This is a genomic window from Mycobacterium gordonae (genome assembly GCF_002101675.1).
GTDB lineage: Bacteria > Actinomycetota > Actinomycetes > Mycobacteriales > Mycobacteriaceae > Mycobacterium > Mycobacterium gordonae.
On the sequence record NZ_LQOY01000007.1, the window covers coordinates 13,151 to 31,242 of the forward strand.

The window sequence follows — 18,092 nt, forward strand, 5'->3', positions numbered from 1 at the left end:
CCATGCCTGTCTCGCAACACACCATCGCCGGAACCGTTCTCACCATGCCGGTGGTCATCCGCAAAGCCGACCAGCATGCCGCGATGTTCTCGGTGGACGCTAAAGCGGCGCAGCGCCTCATCGACTACAGCGGGCTGCAGGTCTTTGAATACCTGCCCGGCCGGGCGATCCTGGCCCAATTGCTGGTCCGCTACATCGACGGCGACCTGGGCAAGTACCACGAATACGGCACCGCGTTCCTGGTCAACAAGCCCGGCACCCACGCGGCGGGCATCCGCGCGATGGCCCAAGCGGCCAACTTCATCCACCACCTCCCGGTCGACCAGGAGTTCACTCTGGAAGCCGGCCGCACCATCTGGGGTTATCCAAAGATCATGGCGGACTTCAACGTCCGGGACGGCCGCAAGTTCGGATTCGACGTCAGCGCCGACGGGCACCTGATCGCCGGCATCGAGTTCAGCCCCGGCCTGCCGCACCCGGCTCCGAAACTGCAGCACATCACCACCTACTCGCACCTGGACGGGGTGACCCGGGAAATCGAATCGACCATGCAGACGACGGGCGTGCGGACCCGGCTCGGCGGCGCCAAGATCCGCCTCGGCGACCACCCCTACGCCAAGGAACTGGCGACGCTGGGACTGCCCAAGCGGGCCCTGATGACCCAGTCGGTGGCCAACGTGGAGATGTCTTTCGGCGACGCACGTGCCGTCTGAGCCTGTCCCCATCCGGTCAATCTAGAACGTGTTCTAACGCCCTCGCAAGCCGCTGCCTCAGGTCAGCCCCGCGAGGTCACGTACCTGCTCAACGGTGCGGGCGCCCACCACCATCATGGTGACGCCGGACGCCTCCCAGGCCACGATTTGCTTACGCACGTAGTCCAGGTCGCCGACGATCATCGCGTCGTCGACGAGTTCGTCCGGGATTACTTTGGCCGCCTCGTCCTTGCGGCCCGACCGGAACAGCTTGGTCACCTCGTCGACCACCTCGGAGTAGCCCATCCGGCGGTAGACGTCGGCGTGGAAGTTGGTGTCCTCGGCGCCCATGCCGCCCATGTAAAGCGCCAAGAACGGCTTCACCGCCTCGAAAGTCCCAGCACGGTCCTCGGTCACCACCACCTGCGCCGTCGCGCAGACTTCGAAGTCCTCACGGCTGCGCCGGGCGCCGGGCCGGGCGAATCCCTCGTCCAGCCATTCGTTGTAGGTGTCGGCCATCCGCGGCGAATAGAAGATGGGCAGCCACCCGTCACAGATCTCGGCGGCCAGCGCCACGTTCTTCGGCCCCTCGGCCCCCAGCATGATTGGGATGTCGGCACGCAGCGGATGCGTGATCGGCTTCAGAGCCTTGCCCAAACCCGTTGTGCCCTCACCGTTCAACGGCAACGGATAGTGCGGCCCGTCGCTGGTCACCGGTTTCTCGCGGGCCCACACCTGGCGCACGATGTCGACGTATTCGCGGGTGCGGGCCAGCGGCTTAGGGAAGCGCTGCCCGTACCAGCCCTCGACGACCTGCGGGCCCGACACGCCCAGCCCCAGGATGTGCCGCCCGCCGGACAGATGGTCCAGCGTCAGAGCGGCCATCGCGCAGGCGGTCGGAGTGCGCGCGGACAACTGCACCACCGACGTGCCCAGTCGCACGCGTTGGGTCTCCCGGCCCCACCAGGCCAGCGGCGTGTAGGCATCCGAACCCCACGCCTCGGCGGTGAATACGGCGTCGAAGCCGGCTTCCTCGGCGGCGGCGACGAGTTCCGCGTGGTTCTCCGGCGGCTGCGCGCCCCAATACCCGAGTTGCAGTCCAAGCTTCATAACGCGCCTTCCTAAGACCTTCCAATGGCCTAGTTGAAACCATTCTTAGAACCTGTTCTACTCGAAGGCGTGACAGCCAGTTCAAGCGGCCCGGCCCTGATCGATCACCCTGAGCCGCCCCTCTCTGCACCGTTGACGTTGGCCTTCGACTACACCCGTTCGGTGGGTCCCACGCTGAGCAAGTTTTTCACCGCCCTGCGTGAGCGCCGCGTTCTGGGAGTGCGCGGTTCCGATGGCCGGGTACATGTTCCGCCGCCGGAATACGACCCGGTTACCTACGAACCGTTGGGCGAGATGGTACCGGTGGAAAGCGCCGGCACGGTCGTGTCCTGGACGTGGCAGCCGGCGCCGATCGGTGGGGAACCGCTGGACCGGCCGTTCGCGTGGGCGCTGATCAAGCTCGACGGCGCCGACACCCCACTGATTCACGCCGTGGACGTTGGAGCCGCCGGTCCTTCGGGCATCAAGACCGGCGACCGGGTGCACGTGCACTGGGCCGACGACACCGTCGGCGCCATCACCGACATCGCCTACTTCGCACTTGGCGACGAGGTTGAAGACGTTCCGGAGCCGCAAGCCGGCCTGGACCCGGTCACGATGATCGTCACCCCTGTCTCGCTGACCATCCAGCACACCGCGTCTCACGAGGAGAGCGCCTACCTGCGGGCGATCGCCGAAGGAAAGCTGTTGGGCGCCAGGACAGGTGAAACCGGGAAGGTTTACTTCCCGCCTCATGGCGCCGATCCGGCGACCGGCCTGCCGACCACCGAATTCGTCGAACTGCCGGACAAGGGCACGGTGACGACGTTCGCGATCATCAACATCCCGTTCCAGGGTCAGCGCATCAAGCCACCGTATGTGGCGGCGTACGTCCTGCTCGACGGCGCCGACATTCCGTTCCTGCACCTGGTCGCCGACGTCGACGCGCACGAGGTGCGCATGGGCATGCGCGTCGAAGCGGTGTGGAAACCCCGCGAGGAGTGGGGATTCGGGATCGACAACATCGAATTCTTCCGGCCTACCGGCGAACCGGACGCCGAATACGACACCTACAAACACCACCTGTAAAGGGCCGAGCTACACATGAGTGATCGCAATGTCGCGGTGGTCGGCTTCGCCCACGCGCCGCACGTTCGCCGTACCGACGGCACCACCAATGGCGTCGAAATGCTGATGCCGTGCTTCGCGCAGCTCTACCAGGACCTGGGTATCAACAAGTCCGACATCGGATTCTGGTGCTCAGGGTCATCGGATTACCTTGCTGGAAGGGCCTTTTCGTTCATTTCGGCGATCGACTCGATCGGCGCCGTGCCGCCGATCAACGAGTCCCACGTCGAGATGGACGCCGCCTGGGCGCTGTACGAGGCCTACATCAAAATCCTCACCGGTGAGGTCGAGACGGCGCTGGTGTACGGCTTCGGAAAGTCCTCGGCGGGCATTCTGCGCCAGATCCTGACCCGGCAGACCGACCCTTACACGGTTGCGCCGCTGTGGCCGGACTCGGTGTCGATGGCGGGCTTGCAGGCACGGGTCGGCCTGGACGCGGGCAAGTGGACGCCCGAGCAGATGGCTCAGGTCGCGCTTGACTCGTTCGCCCAGTCCGAGCGCAATGATTCCGAGAAGCCGGCCAAGAGCATTGACGAACTGCTGGCCCGCCCGTTCTTCAACGACCCACTGCGCCGGCACGACATCGCGCCGATCACCGACGGTGCGGCCGCCATCGTGCTCGCCGCCGACGGCAAAGCCCGTGAGCTACGGGAAAACCCGGCCTGGATAACGGGAATCGAGCACCGCATCGAAACCCCGGTGCTGGGCGCCCGCGACCTCACCGCCTCGCCGTCCACCGCGGTGTCAGCCCAAGCGGCCACCAAAGGTGACACCGGTATCGACGTCGCGGAAATCCACGCGCCGTTCACCCACCAGCACCTGATCCTGGCCGAGGCCATCGGATTGACCGACAAGACCAAGGTCAATCCGTCCGGCGGCGCACTGGCGGCCAACCCGATGTTCGTCGCCGGGCTGGAACGCATCGGTCTGGCGGCACAACACATCTGGAACGGATCGGCACAGCGGGTGCTCGCGCACGCCACCAGCGGGCCTGCGCTGCAACAGAATCTGGTCGCGGTCATGGAAGGACAGAACTGATGGCCGGCGCAGGGGCGTACCTCGCCGCGGTACTTGGTACCGGGCAGACCAAGTATGTGGCTAAGCGCAAAGACGTTTCGATGAACGGCATGGTCCGCGAGGCCATCGACCGGGCACTGGAAGACTCCGGCTCCACCTTCGACGACATCGACGCGGTCGTCGTCGGCAAAGCGCCGGACTTCTTCGAGGGCGTCATGATGCCGGAGCTGTTCATGGCCGACGCGATCGGCGCCACCGGCAAGCCACTGATCCGAGTGCACACCGCGGGTTCGGTGGGTGGTTCTACCGGGGTGGTGGCGGCCAGCCTGGTCCAATCCGGCAAGTACCGCCGGGTGCTGGCGATGGCGTGGGAAAAGCAGTCGGAATCCAATGCCATGTGGGCACTTTCAATTCCGATCCCGTTCATCAAGCCGGTCGGTGCGGGTGCGGGCGGATACTTCGCCCCGCACGTTCGGTCCTACATCCGCCGCTCGGGAGCGCCAACGCACATCGGTGCCATGGTCGCGGTCAAAGACCGGCTCAACGGCGTGCGTAACCCGTTGGCGCACCTGCACCAGCCCGACATCACCATGGAGAAGGTGATGGAGTCCCCGATGCTGTGGGACCCGATCCGCTACGACGAGACGTGCCCGTCCTCCGACGGCGCCGCCGCCGTCGTGATCGGCAACGAGGAAGCAGCCGATACCCGCGTGGCGCAAGGACATCCGGTCGCCTGGATCCACGCCACCGCGCTGCGCACCGAGCCGCTGCAGTTCTCCGGGCGCGACCAGGTCAGCCCCCAGGCCAGCCGCGACGCCGCCGCGGCGCTATGGAAGGCGGCCGGCATCACCAGCCCCATCGACGAGATCGACGCCGCCGAGATCTACGTGCCGTTCTCCTGGTTCGAGCCGATGTGGCTGGAAAGCCTCGGCTTTGCTCCCGAGGGTGAAGGCTGGAAACTGACCGAAGCCGGCGAGACGGCGATCGGCGGACGAATCCCGGTCAACCCGTCCGGCGGCGTGCTCTCGTCCAACCCGATCGGCGCCTCCGGCCTGATCCGGTTCGCCGAAGCGGCCATTCAGGTGATGGGCAAGGGCGGCGACCACCAGGTGCCGAACGCCCGAAAAGCGCTGGGCCACGCTTACGGCGGTGGATCGCAGTACTACTCCATGTGGGTAGTCGGCAGCGACAAGCCTGGGCAAGACGCCAAATGAAGTACACGCTCAGCATTGCGTTCAGCCCGATCGACCAGCTGATCGAGCTGGCCAAGACCGCAGAGGAAGTCGGGTTCGACTCCATCGCGCTACCGGATTCGATTTTCTACTTCGAGAAGCAGTCCGTCGACTATCCCTACACCGCCGACGGAAAGCGGATGTTCGACGAGAACGCCCCCTGGGTCGATCCGTTGATCTTGGCGGGCACGATGGGTGCGGTCACCTCGAAGCTGCGGTTCTACACCAACGTCCTGAAGCTGGGTTCGCGCAACCCGCTGCTGCTGGCCCGACAGGTCGGCTCGGTGGCCAACCTGACCAATAACCGCTTCGGCTTCGGCGTCGGAATCGGCTGGGCGCCCGAGGAATTCGAGTGGTGCGGGGTTCCGTATGCCCGTCGCGGCAAGCGAGTCGACGAGATGATCGAAGTGATCAAGCTGGTGCTGGCCGGTGGGATGGTCGAGTTCCACGGCGAGTTCTACGATTTCGACCGGTTGCAGATGAGTCCCGCCCCCAGCGAGCCGGTGCCCTTCTACGTCGGCGGCCACACCGACGTCGCTCTCAAGCGAGCCGCCCGGGTCAGTGACGGCTGGACCAGCGCGATGATGACCCACGCCGAACTGGACGAGACCATCCGCAAGCTCAAGACGCTCCTTGCCGAAAACGGTCGCACGGACGACCCGTTCGAATATCAGGCCGTCTGCATGGACAAATTCGGTGTCGACGGGCATCGAGAGCTGGCCGAGATCGGGGTGACCGACTACATCACCATCCCGTGGGTGTTCGACGGGCTGGCCTTCGACGCGCCGCTGGACAAGAAGCAGGACTCGATGAAGCGCTTCGCCGACACTTACATTCATTCGGGCTGGCAGGACAAGTGACCAACCCGGCGCACGAGGCGGGCCGGCGCTCCCGCGAGGCGGTGGCCGCCCGCGACAAGGACGCCTGGCTGGCCGTCTTCGCCGACGACGCGATCGTCGAAGATCCCATCGGCCCCTCGCCTTTCGACCCGGAAGGCAAGGGTCACCGCGGGCGTGATGCCATATCGGCGTTCTGGGACAAGGCGATTGCGCCGACCACCAGCATTGAGTTCTTCTTCCGCGACACCTACCAGTGCGGCAACGAGGAAGCCAACGTCGGGCACATTCTGATCACCACCGGCGACTTCCAGACCACCGCCGAAGGCGTCTTCACCTATAAGGCCGACGACGACGGGCGGATGGTGGCCCTGCGCGCGTACTGGGAGCTCGAGAAAGCGGCCGCGAGCACCAAGAAAAAGTAGCCCGGCCCGGGCCTGGTCGCGCTTACACTCTCACGCGTGGCTACTGAGTTGCGTTATGACCGCTGGTTCCTGCCGCTATCGGTTCCGCTTGGACTGGGGCCGAAGCACAGCGTGGTTCGGGTCCAGGACGGAACTTTGTCCGTCAAGTTCGGCTGGGGTTTCGACGCCGCGATTCCGGTCTCGTCGATCACCGACGCGAAACCGAGCAGCGAGCGGGTCTTGTCCTGGGGCGCCCACGGATTCCGTGGGCGCTGGCTGGTCAACGGCTCCTCCAAGGGGATCGTCGAGATGACGATCAACCCACCGGCCCGGGCACGCGTCATGGGTATGCCTACCAAGCTGAAGCAGTTGTATGTCAGCGTGACCGATCCCGATGCGCTGATCAAAGCCGTCACGGTGAAGGCCTGAGGGACTCGTGGCGGAGGACGAGCCCGCAAGCGCCGCGCCGCACAAACGGCGCTCGGTCGCCATTGCCGTCGGCGCCGTGGCCGTCCTCGCCGTCGCGGGACTCGCCGGATACCTGTTCTTCAAGCGTGCACCCGCAAGTCACGGCACACAGAGTCAGACTGCCGCGCCGGCCACCGCAACCGGGCCTAAGCAGGCGGTGCTCCCGTTCGACGTGGGGGACCCGGACGGCGTCGCGGTGGATCGGGCGGGCAATGTCTACGTCGCGGACTCCACCCGTAACCAGGTAGTGAAGCTGGCGCCCGGGGCAGTGAATCAGACCGTGTTGCCGTTTCCGGGACTCAACCGTCCAGCCGGCATCGCGGTCGACGACAAGGGCGGCATCTATGTCGTCGACGCGACCAACAACCGGGTTCTGACCCTGCCGGCGGGTGCCGACAACCTGGTTGAGCTGCCGTTCCCGGGCCTCAATACCCCACACGGCGTCGCCGTGGACCGCAATGGCGACGTCTATATCGTCGACTCCGGCAACAGCCGGGTACTCGAGTTGGCCGTCGGCTCGGACAGCCCTACCGAGCTGCCATTCACCGGCCTGAAGCACCCGCTGGGCACCGCCGTGGACCAGGCCGGCGCGGTCTACGTCGCTGACAGCGACAACAATCGGATCGTCAAGCTCGCTCCGGGGGCAGCTACACCCCTCGACCTGCCGCTGGCCGGCTTGAACTTTCCCCACGGGGTCGCGGTGGACCGCCGCGGCGACCTCTTCGTCACCGATCTGAACAACAATCGGGTGCTCGAGCTGGCGGCCGGCTCACCGGCACCAGCAACACTGCCCTTCACCGATCTGAACTTCCCCTACGGCGTTGCCGTCGACGATCACGGCAACGTATACGTCGCCGACTTCCACAACCGGATCGTGAAATTGACGACGGGCTGATCGGCAGCTAAATCGGTTCCACCCCCGCGATGTGCCGCTGCGCCAAATCCCGGTAGGCCTGCGGGTTGACGTTGACCCACATCTCGGCGCCGGTGCCCTCGATCGGGCCCTTCACCTTCGCCGGCGCGCCGGTCACCAGCATGCCGGCCGGAATCTGCGTGCCACCGACCACCACGGCGCCGGCCGCAACCATGCAGCGCGCGCCGATCACGGCGCCGTCGAGCACCGTCGCATGGTTGGCGATCAGCGCCTCGGAGCCGATGTGGGCCCCGTGAATGACGCACAGGTGGGCCACCGTGGCGCCGGGCCCGACGTCGACCGGGATGCCCGGCGGGGCGTGCAATACCGACCCGTCCTGCACGTTGGCGCCCTCTCGGATCACCACCGGCGCGTAGTCGCCGCGGAGCACGGCGTTGTACCAGACCGAGGCCCCGGCCTCGACGGTGACGTCGCCGATCAGGGTGGCGGTCGGGGCCACGAACGCGGTCGGATCGACCTTCGGCGAACGGCCTTCGAAAGAGAACAGCGGCATCAAATACATATACCGCAATGTGCATATGCCGTGGCCAGACTCGCCGTCGTTGCGCTCACCCGCCCCAAAACTGTAACGTGTTCTAGTTAGTACCCGCGATCTGGAGGTGACAGGTGAGTACCGACACAAGTGGCGTTGTCGGTCGGGAAGGCGTCCGGGAGATCGACGCCGGCGCGTTGCCGACCAGATATGCCCGGGGCTGGCACTGCCTGGGCGTAGCCGAGGACTTCCGGGACGGCAAGCCGCACTCCGTGCAGGCTTTCGGCACCAAGTTGGTGGTCTTCGCCGACTCCAACGGCGACATCAAAATCCTCGACGGCTATTGCCGGCACATGGGCGGCGACCTGTCCGAGGGCACCATCAAGGGTGACGAGGTCGCCTGCCCCTTCCACGACTGGCGCTGGGGCGGCGACGGCCGCTGCAAGCTGGTCCCGTACGCCAAGCGCACCCCGAAGACGGCGCGCACCCGGGCGTGGACCACCGATGTTCGGGGCGGCCTGCTGTTCGTCTGGCACGACCACGAAGGCAACCCCCCGGACCCCGCCGTCCGGATCCCCGAGATCCCGGAAGCGCAGAGCGACGACTGGACCAATTGGCGCTGGAATCGCATCCTCATCGAAGGATCGAACTGCCGCGACATCATCGACAACGTCACCGATATGGCGCACTTCTTCTACATCCACTTCGGGTTGCCGACGTACTTCAAGAACGTCTTCGAAGGCCACATCGCGTCGCAGTACCTGCACAACGTGGGCCGGCCCGACGTCAGCGATCTGGGAACCTCCTACGGTGAAGCGGAGTTGGACTCGGAGGCTTCGTACTTCGGGCCGTCGTTCATGATCAACTGGCTGCACAACAGCTACAGCGGCTACAAGTCCGAGTCGATCCTGATCAACTGCCACTACCCGGTCACGCAGGACTCATTCGTGCTGCAGTGGGGTGTGATCGTCGAAAAGCCCAAGGGCCTGGACGAAAAGATGAGCGACAAGCTGTCCCGGGTGTTCACCGAAGGCGTCAGCAAGGGCTTCATGCAGGACGTCGAGATCTGGAAGCACAAGACCCGCATCGACAATCCGTTGCTGGTCGAGGAAGACGGCGCCGTCTACCAGATGCGCCGTTGGTATCAGCAGTTCTACGTCGACGTCGCCGACATCACTCCGGAGATGGTGGAGCGCTTCGAAATGGAAGTCGACACCGCCCGCGCCAACGAGTTCTGGAACGCCGAGGTCGCCGAGAACCTGAAAGCCAGGGACGCTGAAGCGGTTTCGGATGACGCGGTTTCGGATGAAGTACCCGCCGAGCAGCACTGACGATCATGCCTGAGGAGCAGCCGGCCGTTCCCGACGTCGATCGGCTCGCCCGGTCGATGCTGATGCTGCATGGTGATCACCCTGATCACGACGAGCCGCACACCACCCACGGCGGGTCCGGTTCGTGGTCCAAGTCAAGGGATTTCGCCAACGACCCGCAGCGCGCCGCCGCGGTGGCCGAAGCCAGCCGTGCAGACCGCGAACGCTACCTGAAGGCGGGCCTACGGCCGGTGGACTGCCGGTTCTGCCACGTGACCGTGGCCGTGCGCAGGCTCGGGCCGGGTCACACTGCGGTGCAATGGAATACCGAGGCGTCGCAACGCTGTGCGCATTTCGCCGAGGTGCGCGCGTGCGGTGGTAATACAGCACGAACCAAGTCCTGTCCCCGGCTTTCCGACAGCATCGAACATGCGGTGGCCGAAGGCATTCTGGAGCGGGAGCCGGCGGAAGCCGAGTAGTTGTCGCTGCGATGCGGGCAAAGACGGCGCCGCCGATCCTAGGGGCGCCTGTGGCTGCTGTGACGGCAGCGGTAACTCCGGTCGCACCAGTCCCATTGGCCCGCAGCTGACTTCGATACCCGACTGCCCGCCTCCGAGCGACAAATCACGGGTCACAGCCCCGCGAACCGCTCCTTCACCGCTTCGGCGGTCAACCCGTAATCGGCCAGCGAGTACTTGTGCTTGGGCGCCCGCGCACCGGTCTGGCTTTCGGCGTGGCTGTCCTCCATCGCCTTTCGCGCCTCGTCGGTCATGGTCAAGCCGAAATGCCGATACACCCCAGCGACCGTGCCCAGCGGGTCGGCGATCAGGTCCTGGTAATCCACATCGCAGAACTGGGCCGGATCATGCTTGGCACGAACGGTATTGAACCGCTCGAGCCCGCGCGACCAGGTTTCCATTGCGTCCGCACCGATCTGGTCAGCGGTAAACGTCGTCGACCAGCCCTCGGCGGTGTGCTGGGCCAATGAGCACATCGACGCCATGATCGTCTCCACCGGCCGGTGCGTCTGTATCACCAGCGCATCGGGATAGGTCGCCAGCAACGCGTCAAGGGCGAACAAGTGGCTGGGATTCTTGAGCACCCAACGCTTGTCGGCGTCGTTGACTCCGATCAGCTGCAGGTTGCGGCGGTGCCGCCGGTATGACGGCGTCCAGTCCTGCTGCGCCAACCACTGCGCATAACTGGGGATGTGCGCCAACGTCTCGTAGGACACAGAATGCAGTGACTGACGCAGCAGCTGCCAGCACTCCTCCAGCTCGTATGCCGCCATGAAATGCAGGCCGGTGTATTCCGGGTTCTCCGCATGGGCCTTATCGAATTGCGCGTTCAGCTGGCTGTACCAGGGATTCGATTCCCAGGTGTCCCGGGGCGGACGCGGCTGCGGGAACTCGGCGAGCCACAGGTGCAGACCCTGATGGGCCGGGTCGGCGCCCAGCAGCCGGTGCAGGACCGTTGTTCCGGTGCGTGGCAGCCCGGTCACGAAGATGGGCTGCTCGATGGCCACGCCGGCGTATTCGGGGTACTGCTTCCATGCCGACTCCGACAGCAGCCTGGCCACCAACGCGCCGCGCAGGAAGAATCGATTCATCTTGCTGCCCAACGCCGTCAGGCCCGCCTCGCGCTTGTACGAGTCGAGCAGCACGCTCAGCGCTTCGCGGTAGTTGTCGTCGTCGGTGCCGAAGTCGTCCAGCCCGGTCAGTTTGGTCGCCGACGCGTGCAGGTCGTCGACGGTGCCGACATCAGTTCGCTCGGCCATCAGTTGTGGTACTCCCCGCAGTTGACGTCGAGCGTCTGCCCGGTGATCCCACTGGACAGATCGCTTGCCATGAACAGAATCGCCGACGCCACCTCGTCCTCGGTGGGCAGCCGCTTCAGGTCCGAATTCGCGGCGGTGGCCTGGTAGATCTGCTCGGCGGTGGTGCCGTACTTGCCGGCCTGGTGGTTGAAGTAGCCCTGCAGTGTGTCACCCCAGATATAACCGGGTGCAACGGAATTGACGCGGATACCCTGTTCGCCAAGCTCGGTCGCCAGCGACTGCGACATGGACAACAACGCCGACTTCGCCATCTTGTAGGCGCCGTACTTGGCTTGGGAGTGCCGGATCACCATGGAGTTGACGTTGACGACGGAGCCCTTGGATGCGGCCAGTGCCGGTGTGAAGCCCTGGATCAGCCGCAACGCTCCCAGCGCGCTGAGTTCGATCGCGTCGCGGATGTGCTGAAACGTGGTGCCCGCCAACGGCTTCATCGACGGCACGCGGAACGCGTTGTTCACCAGCACGTCGACCTTGCCGTAGGCCTCCTGGGCAGCGCTGACCAGGTTGCTCACCTGGTCGTCGTCGGTGATGTCGGTGGGCACCGCGACCGCCTTGCGCCCCAGGTCGACGACCTTCTTGGCGACGTCGTCCAGCCGGTCGGCACTGCGCGCCGCCAGCACCAGATCGGCCCCTTCGAGTGCGCACCGGCGCGCCAGCGTGGTACCCAGACCCGGGCCGACGCCGCTGATCACCACCACCTTGCCGTCGAGCAATTCGGTCATCCCAGCATCCTTGCCGCAATCTGCAACTGGCGCAGCGCGATACGAGCCCGCCAGTCGTCTTCGGAGATCTTGTTGTGCTCGAAGTACGGCAGCGAAGCCGGTACCGCGTCGGCGTCGACCAACTCGACGGTCGGGCCGTCGGCCTCGGTGAGCTCCCGGGACACCCGCTGCCACCGGAACTGCAGAAAACCACGGCGATGGCCCAGCGTCTCAACCCAGTTGGTCACCCCGGGATTCTGGTCGCTGACCACAATGCGGACCTTGCCGTCGGGATCTGCTTGTGCCTGAGTGTTATTCAGCGACGTCTGGTGGTTGATGTAGTCCAGCGAGATGTACCACATGCTGCCCAGCTGGAAGCCCACATACGGGGCGTCGCTCACCGGCACGGTGATGACCAGCGCCTGATCCGGGCGCAGTTCGAAGTGCCCGACCGACGAGTACTGGGTCGCCAGGCCGCCGGGAGTCAATCGCGGCGGCACCATGGTGTTGACGGGGATCTTGAGATAGAACCACTGTGGGAACTGCAGCCACGTCTTCACGCGGTTGACGAGCTGTTTACCCGCTGTGGCGTAACGCTTTTCGATCAACCCACGGGTCAGTGGCGGCGGCGCGGTACCCGCCGTATCGAGCCGCTCGATGGTCAACGTGCCGCGGGTCGCCGACCAGTCGCCGTAGACCTCACGCATGACCAGCTGCCCGGCGCTGGTCGGCCGCAACCGCCACTCGAAGCTGCCGTCGGGGGCGATGTCGAGTTCCCGGTCGTCGAACGCGGCCTGGCTGGCGGGCACGTTGTCGCCGGTGTATTCGCCTCCGAGCAGTTGGAAACTGAGGTCGGTGGTGGTACCGCGTACCCCGCGGACCACGTAGTCGCGGTCGGCGTGCACGCGCGTGCCGAAGTAGAGGGTGTCCGGGTTGTCCAGTCCCATCTTGGTGAACGGCCCGGTACCGGACTGCAGGAAAGGATGGTCACGTTCGTAGTCGAAGGCCAAATGCATGCAGCCGGCCACACAGCCGGCCAGATACTGCAGCCCCTCGAGGAGGTCGGCTTCGGTCTCGATATGCGGAGCGGCAGCCACCAGTTGCTCAGCTTCCGCGATCGCTTCGGTGAGCGGATCAGAAAACACGTCTTCGACGCTAGAACGTGTTCCTATTTTGAGTCAACCGTGAACATATGCGCGTGTCGAGCGCGACGCTCACCGACGAAGCCCGATCACCTCAGGAGGTGCACTGGTTGGCCAGCGTGATCAACGCCTGCCGGACATCCGGATGCCGATTCAGGTAGTCGACCAGGTTGGTGCCGGAACCCGAGGCTTGCGAGCGTGCCGTGATCTCTGCTTTCACGTCAGGGTGGCGGTCCAGGTAGCCCTGAACCTGCTCGGACGCCGTCTGCCCGAACGTGGTGTTGCACTGCTGGCCTGGATCGGCGGAGGCCACGGGCACCGCGACAAGTCCCGCGGCGAGGGCGCCCAGCAGGCCACCGCAGAGGCCGCGGCGGATCTTGGAAGTCACAGTCATCGGATCGCTCCTTTGCTTGCGAGATGCATCCCCACCGAGACTACGCGCGCCTTGTCGCTACGGCGACGGATCAATAGCGGTCAGTTATCGATGAATGCGAAATTGCGATCGACTAATGGCAGGCAACTCTTTTTACTTGGATTACCGGAAAGGATGAACCGAAGTGGAAATCGCAATTAAAAACCTGACAGCCGTCGCCGCGATCGGCGCGATAGCCGCCGCAGGCACGCTGCTCGCGCCCGCTCAGCCGGCGCGCCCCACGATCAGCCCGGCCGCGTTCCAGGCCCCACTTCCGCTTGCTCCGGTGCCGGCGGTGCCCACCCAGGAACAGATCCTTGGCCTGCTCAACGCCTTTGCCAGCCCCACCAATTTCTCCGGTAAGAGCGACCTGGTGCAAGGGGGTCTGTCCGGGTGGCAGATCTATCAGGCAGATCTCGCGATGGGTAAGGCTGAATTCTGGGGTCTGGTGCCGTTTTCTTTCGATGTAACGAATATTCAGCCCGCCGGTCCTAATACCGCGTCGGCCGACGTCGCCACCTGGGGTCCTCATTCCGGGGCAACGACGCGTTCCCTCACGTTTGTGAATGACGACGGCTGGAAGATCTCGAGTGCGTCTGCCGGGGACTTGCTGTACGGACTGTATGGCTTGACGGACAACTACCTCTGAGCCGTTGTTCGCGCAGAGCGGCTAGCGCCCGAATGCGCGCCGACTAAGCTGGTTCCACATGAGTACGCGCGGTGGGGACTTTGGTGGCGGTCGTCGGACGGGCGGCCCTTTTCCGGCCGGCCCGCAGACCGATCCGTTGCCGCGTGAGACCCCGGCACCCGATTTCACTCTCGATCCCCGGCAACGCCGCCGCCCTTCCTTGACGACTCTGGGCGTAGGTCTGGCAATTGTGCTGGCAGTGGCGGCACTGGTGATGTCCCTGATCGCGCTGATGACCGATCCCGCGCCCGCACCGGCGGCGAGTACGGCGAAGCCGCCGGTGGCGGACGCGGACAAGGCGTTATGCCAGGCGATAGGGCCGTTGATGAAGGAGAACGACGACCGCAGCAACGCGTTCCTCGCCACAGGCGAGGCGGGTTCGCCGGAGCGAGATGCCGCCCTGCCGAAGTTCGTCGCCGACACTCAGGACTGGGCGCGCCGCACCCAACAGGCCCTTGACGGACATAACACCCCACCGCGGCTGGCCACCCGCGCGCTGCAGCGCTACGTCGATGACATGCAGTTGTTCGTCGCCAGCGTGCGTCCCGGCGCAGGAACTCAGTACGACGAAGCCGCATGGACCGACAGCATTGTCGCTTACGGAGGGGTGTTGTCCACCTGCCAGCAGATCGGAATTGGCTGGTAGATCCAGGGTCAGTAGGGCTGCAGGGGAACCCAGACCCCATATAGCCAGAAGCCCCATTGCTGGTAGTAGGGATCCCAGAGCGGCAACACCGAATAGCCCAGGTAGTTCAGCGTCGGCGCCACCCAGCCCGCCGGTGGCGGCCACGGTCCCCATCCTCCGAACGGGAGCAGCGAATCCCGCAGCGGTGCACCCCAGCCGCGCGGGGGCGCAGGCGGTGGGCCCCAACCCCACGGCGCCCGTCCCCAGCCCCAGGGCGCAACACCGCCGTGCCATGGCGGCGGCAGCAGGTGCAGACCCGGACTGCGGAAAGCGACATCCCAGCGCAGGTCGCCTCGCGGCGCACCGTATCCGCGGAACGCGCCGCGCAACAGCCAGGCCGGGCCACCCCGCCAGCCAAGCCGCCAATTCAGATTGAAACGCGGCCAGTCGAATCCCCGCACTTTGATGCCCAGGTCTCCGCGGGGGCCCCACCACCGGGCAAAGGGCGGCGCCGCCAGACCGCGGAAGGCCGCTCGGAAGTTCCCGGGTGGTGTGCCTTTGAGATGGAATCCCCCTCGGAAGTCCGCGCGGGGCCCGTTCGGTCCGCGAAATGCGCCGCGGAAGTCGGCCGCCGGGGCTTTCCAACCGCGCATCGCGCCGCGGAAGTCGGCGCCCGGGCCTCCGGGACCTCGCAAGCTGCCGTTGACACCGGCGCCCGCTCGACCCGGGCCCTGCAGGCCCCCACGCAGCTGCGTGGCCGTGGGCCCTGAATTACGCCCTTGCTGTCCGCCAGGACCGCCACCTTGACCGGGCGGGCCACCACGACCGGGGCCACCACCACCCTGCGGCGCGGGGCCACCGCCAGCTTGCGGCGCCGGGCCACCACCACCAGGGCCACCACCACCCTGCGGCGCCGGACCACCACCGCCGCCATTACCTGGCGACGCCGGTCCACCGCCGCCACCGCCGCCAGGGCCGCCACCGCCCCCAGGCCCGTCACCGCCAGGGCCGCCACCGCCGCCGCCACCTGGCTTGGCGCTGGCGACCGGCAGGTCGAGACCAACGGTTGGCACGCCGAGGGGATTAACGGCAAGAACGGATAACGCGGCAGCTATCGCGAAACCGGCTGTCAGCTGTTTCATCTTCATCTTCCGCCCCACGGGAAACCTCTATCGCTAGAGTCCCCCGACCCTTGCGTGCGATTTTACTCCGCGCCGCACAACATCGACCCTCGACGCCATCGAGTCATCGACGCGGCGACATGCCCTAGTGGAAGAAGCCGGACTGGAAGTCGCCCGTGTTGAAGAATCCCGAGCCCTTCATACCCGCGTGGAAGATCCCGGTCACCAGCTCGCCCGCGTTGCGAATACCCGCGACGTTCGGGCCACGGTTACCGATTCCCGCCGAGGCTTGCGCAGTCTCTCCATTCAGATAACCGGTGACGTTGTCGCCTCCGTTCTGAATGCCGGAAGTTCCGTTGCCTGAATTGAAGAAGCCTGAGCTTCCCGATCCGGTGTTACCGATACCCGAGTTCGGACCGGAGCCGGTGCCGATCATTCCGACGCCCGTATTGAGATTACCGGCGTTGAAGACGCCCGTGTTTGTCGCGCCAGAGTTTGCCCAGCCGGTATTGAATACGCCCGAGTTGAAGTCGCCGGTGTTGTATCCGCCCGCGCTGAAGTTCCCGGTGTTCAGGATGCCGGCATTGAAGCTGCCCGCGTTCAGTTCACCCGCATTGCCGTAACCGAAATTGGCTAATCCGGCGTTCCCGCCACCAGTGTTCAGCTGACCCGCATTGCCAAATCCTGTATTGAGCGAACCGGAATTCCAGAACCCGACATTGTGACCAGCGGGAAGAGATGTGCCCGCATCGGCACCGGAGTTGCCGAAGCCGAAGTTTGCGTTACTGGAATTTCCTATCCCAAGATTACCGTTGCCGGAATTAAAGAACCCGATGTTACCATTTCCAGAGTTGAACAGTCCGATGTTTCCATTGCCAGAGTTCAACCCTCCAATGCCGATCTGATTGTCACCGGTCAGACCAATACCGAAATTGTTGTTTCCGGTATTCCCAAAGCCCCTGTTTCCGGATCCGCTGTTACCGAACCCCCAGTTGTTGTTGCCAGTATTTCCGCTGCCTACGTTACCGTTTCCGCTGTTGGCGTTGCCGATATTGCTGTTTCCCGTATTGCCGAAGCCGTTGTTGAAGCTACCCGTGTTACCACTTCCGAAGTTGTTGCTACCGTAGTTGCCGTTGCCGATGTTGCCGTTGCCCTTGTCGGCGGCGAAAGACCCGTTGCCGAAGCCGATGTTGGCGTTTCCGAAGTTCCCACTGCCGATATTGTTACTGCCTAAGTTGCCGCTGCCGAAGTTATTGTCGCTGGGGTCGGTGCCGAAATACGTGCCGTTGCCACTGCCAAAGTTAAAACTACCGTGATTGGCGCTGCCGACGTTGCCATCGCCGGTGTTGCCGCTGCCGAAGTTTCCATTACCTATATTCCCCAGCCCCAGATTGGGCAACGTCTGCAAGGCCTGCTGTAGTTGCTCAAGAGGCGACAACGCGGCGGCCGCCAGCGACGCACCGGAGTGATAGCCGGACATCGCAGCGACGTCTGTCGCCCACATCTCCTCATAAAGACTCTCCGCTGCCGCGATGGCCGGTGCATTCAGCCCGAACCAATTCGACCGGACCAGCTGCACAAAGGCGCTGCGGTTGGCCGCCACGGCGACTGGATGGACCATCGCCGATCGGGCAGTCTCGAACGCGGCGGCCACGGTTTTGGCCTGGCCGGACGCTTCCGCAGCCTGGACGGAAGCCGCATTCAAGAATCCCGCATAAGGAGCCGCCGCGGCCGCCATCGCCGACGCCGCCGGTCCCAGCCAAGCGTGACCCACCAGCCCTGATGTCACTGACGAGAACGAAGTCGCGGCCGATCCCAGCTCGTCGGCCAGGCCCTCCCATGCCACCGCGGCCTGCAGCATCGGCGCGGCGCCCGCCCCGACAAACATCCGCAGAGAATTAATTTCCGGCGGCAAGACGGCAAAGTTCATGGCACTCGGTCCTTTCGGTGGCGGCCCCGCAACCGCCGAACACAACAGAACCTA

General features: G+C 65.0%; 20 protein-coding genes. 12 read left to right on the top strand and 8 right to left on the bottom strand.

Annotated elements, in window-relative coordinates:
- Positions 1-2 precede the first annotated feature (2 nt).
- Positions 3-713, top strand: a complete 711-nt coding sequence (locus AWC08_RS00620) for an acetoacetate decarboxylase family protein (protein ID WP_065137328.1) — start codon at positions 3-5, stop codon at positions 711-713.
- A gap of 57 nt (positions 714-770) precedes the next feature.
- Here AWC08_RS00620 and AWC08_RS00625 read toward each other — a convergent pair whose 3' ends face one another.
- Entirely contained in the window at positions 771-1,802 is a 1,032-nt protein-coding gene (locus AWC08_RS00625) for an LLM class F420-dependent oxidoreductase (protein WP_065137327.1), read from the bottom strand.
- A 69-nt stretch (positions 1,803-1,871) separates the two neighbouring features.
- On the opposite strand from AWC08_RS00625, the gene AWC08_RS00630 reads away from it, so the two are divergent.
- The 7 genes from AWC08_RS00630 to AWC08_RS00660 are packed head-to-tail and all read left to right on the top strand — an operon-like array spanning position 1,872 to position 7,761.
- Positions 1,872-2,870: a Zn-ribbon domain-containing OB-fold protein gene (locus AWC08_RS00630; RefSeq protein ID WP_065137326.1), complete on the top strand. Its 999-nt coding sequence runs from the start codon at positions 1,872-1,874 to the stop codon at positions 2,868-2,870.
- A gap of 15 nt (positions 2,871-2,885) precedes the next feature.
- Positions 2,886-3,947 carry a thiolase domain-containing protein gene (locus tag AWC08_RS00635; protein ID WP_065137325.1) on the top strand — a complete coding sequence of 354 codons (1,062 nt, stop codon included), beginning with the start codon at positions 2,886-2,888 and terminating at the stop codon, positions 3,945-3,947.
- Positions 3,947-5,140 (top strand): thiolase domain-containing protein, encoded by a 1,194-nt coding sequence (locus AWC08_RS00640; protein WP_065137324.1) that lies wholly within the window; start codon positions 3,947-3,949, stop codon positions 5,138-5,140. Before AWC08_RS00635 ends, AWC08_RS00640 begins: the two co-directional genes overlap by 1 nt.
- Positions 5,137-6,018, top strand: coding sequence for a TIGR03619 family F420-dependent LLM class oxidoreductase (locus tag AWC08_RS00645; protein ID WP_069435211.1), 882 nt, complete (start codon positions 5,137-5,139; stop codon positions 6,016-6,018). The genes AWC08_RS00640 and AWC08_RS00645 overlap by 4 nt, the downstream gene beginning before the upstream one ends.
- Positions 6,015-6,419 (top strand): nuclear transport factor 2 family protein, encoded by a 405-nt coding sequence (locus tag AWC08_RS00650; RefSeq protein ID WP_069435212.1) that lies wholly within the window; start codon positions 6,015-6,017, stop codon positions 6,417-6,419. The genes AWC08_RS00645 and AWC08_RS00650 overlap by 4 nt, the downstream gene beginning before the upstream one ends.
- 36 nt (positions 6,420-6,455) lie before the next feature.
- The gene (locus AWC08_RS00655; protein WP_069435213.1) at positions 6,456-6,827 is read left to right on the top strand and encodes a hypothetical protein; all 372 of its coding nucleotides are present in this window, start codon (positions 6,456-6,458) and stop codon (positions 6,825-6,827) included.
- A gap of 7 nt (positions 6,828-6,834) precedes the next feature.
- The gene (locus tag AWC08_RS00660) at positions 6,835-7,761 is read left to right on the top strand and encodes an NHL repeat-containing protein (protein WP_069435214.1); all 927 of its coding nucleotides are present in this window, start codon (positions 6,835-6,837) and stop codon (positions 7,759-7,761) included.
- A 7-nt stretch (positions 7,762-7,768) separates the two neighbouring features.
- On the opposite strand, the gene AWC08_RS00665 is transcribed toward AWC08_RS00660, so the two are convergent.
- The gene (locus AWC08_RS00665; protein ID WP_065137335.1) at positions 7,769-8,293 is read right to left on the bottom strand and encodes a gamma carbonic anhydrase family protein; all 525 of its coding nucleotides are present in this window, start codon (positions 8,291-8,293) and stop codon (positions 7,769-7,771) included.
- 113 nt (positions 8,294-8,406) lie between these two features.
- Here AWC08_RS00665 and AWC08_RS00670 point away from each other — a divergent pair, with 113 nt between their 5' ends.
- Positions 8,407-9,603: a 3-ketosteroid-9-alpha-monooxygenase, oxygenase component gene (locus tag AWC08_RS00670; RefSeq protein ID WP_065137319.1), complete on the top strand. Its 1,197-nt coding sequence runs from the start codon at positions 8,407-8,409 to the stop codon at positions 9,601-9,603.
- Positions 9,604-9,608: 5 nt separating this feature from the next.
- A complete protein-coding gene (locus AWC08_RS00675; protein ID WP_065137318.1) occupies positions 9,609-10,061 on the top strand; it encodes a hypothetical protein in 453 nt (150 codons plus the stop codon).
- 152 nt (positions 10,062-10,213) lie between these two features.
- On the opposite strand, the gene AWC08_RS00680 is transcribed toward AWC08_RS00675, so the two are convergent.
- From AWC08_RS00680 to AWC08_RS00695, 4 genes are all read right to left on the bottom strand, one after another.
- Positions 10,214-11,359 (bottom strand): sulfotransferase family protein, encoded by a 1,146-nt coding sequence (locus AWC08_RS00680; protein ID WP_069435215.1) that lies wholly within the window; start codon positions 11,357-11,359, stop codon positions 10,214-10,216.
- A complete protein-coding gene (locus AWC08_RS00685) occupies positions 11,359-12,141 on the bottom strand; it encodes an SDR family oxidoreductase (RefSeq protein ID WP_065137316.1) in 783 nt (260 codons plus the stop codon). Before AWC08_RS00685 ends, AWC08_RS00680 begins: the two co-directional genes overlap by 1 nt.
- A complete protein-coding gene (locus AWC08_RS00690) occupies positions 12,138-13,265 on the bottom strand; it encodes a hypothetical protein (protein WP_069435216.1) in 1,128 nt (375 codons plus the stop codon). Before AWC08_RS00690 ends, AWC08_RS00685 begins: the two co-directional genes overlap by 4 nt.
- A 91-nt stretch (positions 13,266-13,356) precedes the next feature.
- Positions 13,357-13,656, bottom strand: coding sequence for a hypothetical protein (locus tag AWC08_RS00695; protein WP_069435217.1), 300 nt, complete (start codon positions 13,654-13,656; stop codon positions 13,357-13,359).
- A 163-nt stretch (positions 13,657-13,819) separates the two neighbouring features.
- Here AWC08_RS00695 and AWC08_RS00700 point away from each other — a divergent pair, with 163 nt between their 5' ends.
- Both AWC08_RS00700 and AWC08_RS00705 read left to right on the top strand, forming a co-directional pair.
- Positions 13,820-14,323, top strand: coding sequence for an MTB12 family secreted protein (locus AWC08_RS00700; protein WP_065137313.1), 504 nt, complete (start codon positions 13,820-13,822; stop codon positions 14,321-14,323).
- A 58-nt stretch (positions 14,324-14,381) separates the two neighbouring features.
- A complete protein-coding gene (locus AWC08_RS00705; protein WP_142283336.1) occupies positions 14,382-15,008 on the top strand; it encodes a hypothetical protein in 627 nt (208 codons plus the stop codon).
- A gap of 8 nt (positions 15,009-15,016) precedes the next feature.
- Here the strand turns inward: AWC08_RS00705 and AWC08_RS36955 are convergent, their stop codons facing one another.
- Positions 15,017-16,060 carry a hypothetical protein gene (locus AWC08_RS36955; protein ID WP_167544926.1) on the bottom strand — a complete coding sequence of 348 codons (1,044 nt, stop codon included), beginning with the start codon at positions 16,058-16,060 and terminating at the stop codon, positions 15,017-15,019.
- A gap of 193 nt (positions 16,061-16,253) precedes the next feature.
- Positions 16,254-18,038 (bottom strand): PPE family protein, encoded by a 1,785-nt coding sequence (locus AWC08_RS00720; RefSeq protein ID WP_065135094.1) that lies wholly within the window; start codon positions 18,036-18,038, stop codon positions 16,254-16,256.
- Positions 18,039-18,092 lie beyond the last annotated feature (54 nt).

Bases quoted from the DNA above. Each gene is read 5' to 3' on its own strand.
- AWC08_RS00640 (WP_065137324.1), top strand. From the start codon at position 3,947: ATGGCCGGCGCAGGGGCGTACCTCGCCGCGGTACTTGGTACCGGGCAG.
- AWC08_RS00705 (WP_142283336.1), top strand. From the start codon at position 14,382: ATGAGTACGCGCGGTGGGGACTTTGGTGGCGGTCGTCGGACGGGCGGC.
- AWC08_RS00620 (WP_065137328.1), top strand. From the start codon at position 3: ATGCCTGTCTCGCAACACACCATCGCCGGAACCGTTCTCACCATGCCG.
- AWC08_RS00680 (WP_069435215.1), bottom strand. From the start codon at position 11,359: ATGGCCGAGCGAACTGATGTCGGCACCGTCGACGACCTGCACGCGTCG.
- AWC08_RS00685 (WP_065137316.1), bottom strand. From the start codon at position 12,141: ATGACCGAATTGCTCGACGGCAAGGTGGTGGTGATCAGCGGCGTCGGC.
- AWC08_RS00645 (WP_069435211.1), top strand. From the start codon at position 5,137: ATGAAGTACACGCTCAGCATTGCGTTCAGCCCGATCGACCAGCTGATC.
- AWC08_RS00665 (WP_065137335.1), bottom strand. From the start codon at position 8,293: ATGCCGCTGTTCTCTTTCGAAGGCCGTTCGCCGAAGGTCGATCCGACC.
- AWC08_RS00720 (WP_065135094.1), bottom strand. From the start codon at position 18,038: ATGAACTTTGCCGTCTTGCCGCCGGAAATTAATTCTCTGCGGATGTTT.
- AWC08_RS00635 (WP_065137325.1), top strand. From the start codon at position 2,886: ATGAGTGATCGCAATGTCGCGGTGGTCGGCTTCGCCCACGCGCCGCAC.
- AWC08_RS00675 (WP_065137318.1), top strand. From the start codon at position 9,609: ATGCCTGAGGAGCAGCCGGCCGTTCCCGACGTCGATCGGCTCGCCCGG.
- AWC08_RS00695 (WP_069435217.1), bottom strand. From the start codon at position 13,656: ATGACTGTGACTTCCAAGATCCGCCGCGGCCTCTGCGGTGGCCTGCTG.
- AWC08_RS00625 (WP_065137327.1), bottom strand. From the start codon at position 1,802: ATGAAGCTTGGACTGCAACTCGGGTATTGGGGCGCGCAGCCGCCGGAG.